This is a genomic window from Mycobacterium sp. UM_WGJ, assembly GCF_000455125.1.
GTDB lineage: Bacteria > Actinomycetota > Actinomycetes > Mycobacteriales > Mycobacteriaceae > Mycobacterium.
Genome location: NZ_AUWR01000093.1, coordinates 1 through 3,462, shown reverse-complemented (window position 1 = coordinate 3,462; position 3,462 = coordinate 1). Strand labels below are relative to the sequence as shown.

General features: G+C 66.6%; 1 protein-coding gene and 2 pseudogenes. 2 read left to right on the top strand and 1 reads right to left on the bottom strand.

The genetic code is table 11. The features are described from left to right. Positions 1-1,270: pseudogene (locus tag N416_RS24185) on the top strand (hypothetical protein); the annotation flags it as partial. 193 nt (positions 1,271-1,463) lie between these two features. Here N416_RS24185 and N416_RS0120705 read toward each other — a convergent pair. Continuing rightward, entirely contained in the window at positions 1,464-1,865 is a 402-nt protein-coding gene (locus N416_RS0120705; RefSeq protein WP_024444002.1) for a GtrA family protein, read from the bottom strand. 371 nt (positions 1,866-2,236) lie between these two features. Between N416_RS0120705 and N416_RS23405 the strand changes: the two are divergent. Further along, positions 2,237-3,462, top strand: a pseudogene (locus N416_RS23405) (PE family protein); the annotation flags it as partial.

Genomic DNA, 3,462 nt, shown 5'->3' with positions numbered 1-3,462 from the left:
CGCCAATAACTCGCTGATTGTCAGTGGTGCCGGGAGCAGCGTCACCGACACCACGATCACCAGCGGTGCGAATTCCGATAACTTCGCCGGCGGTGCGGCCAGCGCGGTCATCGGTAACGGCGGGAGCATCTCCAACAGCACGGTGACCGGTGGCGATGCCAGCGACACCGCCGCGGGCGGTGCGGCGAACATCACGGCCACCGGCGCAGGCAGCAGTGTCACCAACAGTCACGCCATCGGCGGTCACGCCGGGGAGGGGACCACCGGCGGCAGCGGTGGTACCGGCGGTAGCGCCAGTATCAGCGCGACCGGCGGCAGCAGTGTCGACGGTGCCACCGCCCAGGGCGGTGTCGGAGGTAACGGGTCGGATGGTGGCACCGGTGGTGCTGGTGGTAACGCCACGATCATCGCCGCGAGCGGCGGCAACGTTATTAACACTGAGGCGACCGCCAGTGCGGGTGGTCTCGGCACCGACGGTGGTGTTGGCGGCAAGGGCGGCAACGCTGATGTTGAAGCGACTACCGGTGGCATCGTGCAGAACGCCACCAGCACCGGCGGTGTCGGTGGTAGCGGCGCTGACGGTGGTGCGGGCGGTGATGCGGGCCGGGGCTACCTGTGGTCGGTCAATAGCGGCACCGTGGCAGGTGAGGCAACCGGTGGCGATGGCGGTAACGCCGATGGCCTCGGCAGTGACGCCGGCAACGGTGCGATCGGTTACATCAGTGCGGGCCGGGACTTCGGCGGAAGCAGTGGCAGCGGTGGCGTGGCGTCCGGGACGGTGCAAGGTGGCCGTGGCGGCGATGCGATCGGCGCCGACTCTGTGGGCGGTGACGCGAACAGGGCGGCCATCCAAGCCAGTGGTGTGGGCGCTGTGGCCAGCGGCACTGTCACCGGTGGCAACGGCGGTGACGGTATCGACGGTGGAACGGGCGGAAACGGCAATACTGGCCTGGTCACCCAGATCACCGCGATTGGAGCGGGCGCTCAGGCATTGAACAACTCGGTCACCGGCGGTAATGGTGGTGTCGGCAGTGACGGCGGCGTCGGCGGCACTGGTGGATACGCCGTGGCCGGCGCGACTAACGGCTTGGGCGACCCCGCCAATGCGGGTGTGTATCAGAACGGAGTGGCCCAGGCCGGTAACGGCGGCACTGGTACGGGGTTGGGCAACACCGGCGGCAATGGCGTCTCCGGAGAACTGTATGCCGGTCCAGGCCAGCACACCAACAACCAAACCTGGACGGGCGCCAACGGCGCGAACAACCCGTAACCCGCACCCTGCCGAATCACCGCGGCCCAGTCTTTGGACCGGGCCGCGGTGGTGTTCGGACCGTAGATGTGGTGTGGGCCGGACGAGTCACCCACTGCGATAGCGCCGGCGACATCCGACTCGACTTCATCCAGATGGGCAGGCGTGCGTGCGGAGGTGGCGGCCCGGCGTCACACCATAAAGCCCGGGGCGCTCAGCGCGCCCGGAAGATCAGCGTCCGTTGCACCACGAAATTGATGACGGTCGCGGTGCCCTGTGCAATCACGAACGCCACCGGCAGCGCCCAATGCTGATAGTCCAGCAGCTTCAGAACCAGGTGGTTGATCCCCACCTGGACCGCGAATGTCAAGGCGTACAACGCCATCACCGCGACGAATCGCCCGGTGCTCGCCGAGGACTGGAATGTCCAGCGCCGGTTGATCAGGTAAGCGGTGGTGGTTCCGGCAACGAAGCTGATCGCTTTGGCGATGTCGACCGGGACGCCGGCCCCCAGGTAAAGCAGCAGGTAAAGCCCGAAATCCACGATCGCTGACAGGGCTCCGGTGACCAGAAAACGCCACACCTGCGTCGACAGCTGCAAGGGGCGGGGGGTCATCTCGGCCACCTGCGAATCCTAATCAGCGGTCCTTGCCTCTCGTGCCCAGCACGCCGCAGCACGATCGGGATTGCGGCCGGTAGCTAACTACATCGGCGAGAACATGAAAGAAACACTATGAGCCTCACAGGTTGTCGCTGGGCATGAGAAAAATTGCCGTCCGCGCGATCCGTTGCCATATTTAGACACGTGTCCAACTAAACCGGTGGCTCCCCGGGGAAACCGACTGTTCACAAGCATTGCAACAAGTTCACAGGTTCGTGATTCTCTTTTGGTTGCCCGCCTTGTCGGCGCTCTGTTACCTTAACGACGGCTTAGCAATTTACGTCTCTGTCAGCCGCCCAGGGGCTAATCCTTACCGAAGGGAAGACATGTCGAATCGATCCGCCGCCAAGAGCAGGACTCGTCGTCTCAGCCGCGCCGTGGGTGCTACCAGTGCTGCCGGTGCTTTCCTCGCGTTCGGTATGACGCCGGTCACCGCAGCGCCCGCCAGCGCCGATTTCGAAGACTTCTTCGGCGATCTGTTCAGCTGGATCGAGCCGTCGTCGGTGGACACCTCGGCGTTTGACTGGCTGGGCCTGAGCGGGCTCTTCGACGGGGACCTGGCCGGCTCGGCGGCCGCCACCCCCCTCGATGGCCTCAACGCCCTGGTGGCGAACACCCTCAACGCGCTGATCTACCAGCCGATCTATGGCATCAACCAGTTCCTGATCGACAGCGGCCTGCGTATCGACGGTGTCTTCGACAACGGCGACAACGCCTTCGTCAGCATCAACGGCGACGGTGACCTGGTCTACAACGCCGCCTCGGCCGGTGGCTTCCTGTTCGGTGATGGCGGCAGCGGTGCGTTCGTCAACGCCGACGGCGAGGTGCTGGGCGCCAATGGTGCGGTGCTGATGGACGGCGACACCGCGGTCACCCTGGCCGGTATCGAGAACGGCACCTACGCGTTCGCCTCGACCGACTTCAACCTCAACGGCGCCAACGCGGGCCTGATCGGCAACGGCGGCGACGGCGGTAGCTTCTTCGGCCTCGGTGGCGACGGCGGTGCCGGTGGCTTCTTGATGGGCAACGGTGGCGCCGGTGGTCAGGGTGGCATCGGCGACATCGGTCTGATCGGCTTCGCTGGTGGCACCGGTGGTGACGGTGGCTTCCTGATCGGCAACGGTGGCGCCGGCGGTATCGGTGGCACCGGTGGCACGGGTGCTGCCGGTGGTATCGGTCAGGCCGGTGGCGCCGCCGGTAACGGTGGCGCCGGCGGCAACGGTGGTGTGGCCGGTCTGTTCGGTAACTCCGGTGCTGGTGGTGCCGGTGGCGTGGGTGGTACCGGTGGCGCTGGTGGTGACGGTGCTGCCGGTGACGAGAACGAGCCCGACGGCGGCGATGCCGGCGTTGGTGGCCTTGCCGGCAACGGTGGTGTCGGCGGTAACGGTGGCGCGGGCGGCTTCTTCGGGGTGCACACTCCCGGTGCGGCCGGTAACGGTGGTGCCGGCGGTGTCGGTGGCGCCGGCGGTAACGGTGGCGCTGGCGTGGCGGGCCTGGCCGGTACCTTCGCCGAGGACGGCGACGGTAACGGCGGGGCCGGCGGTAACGGCGG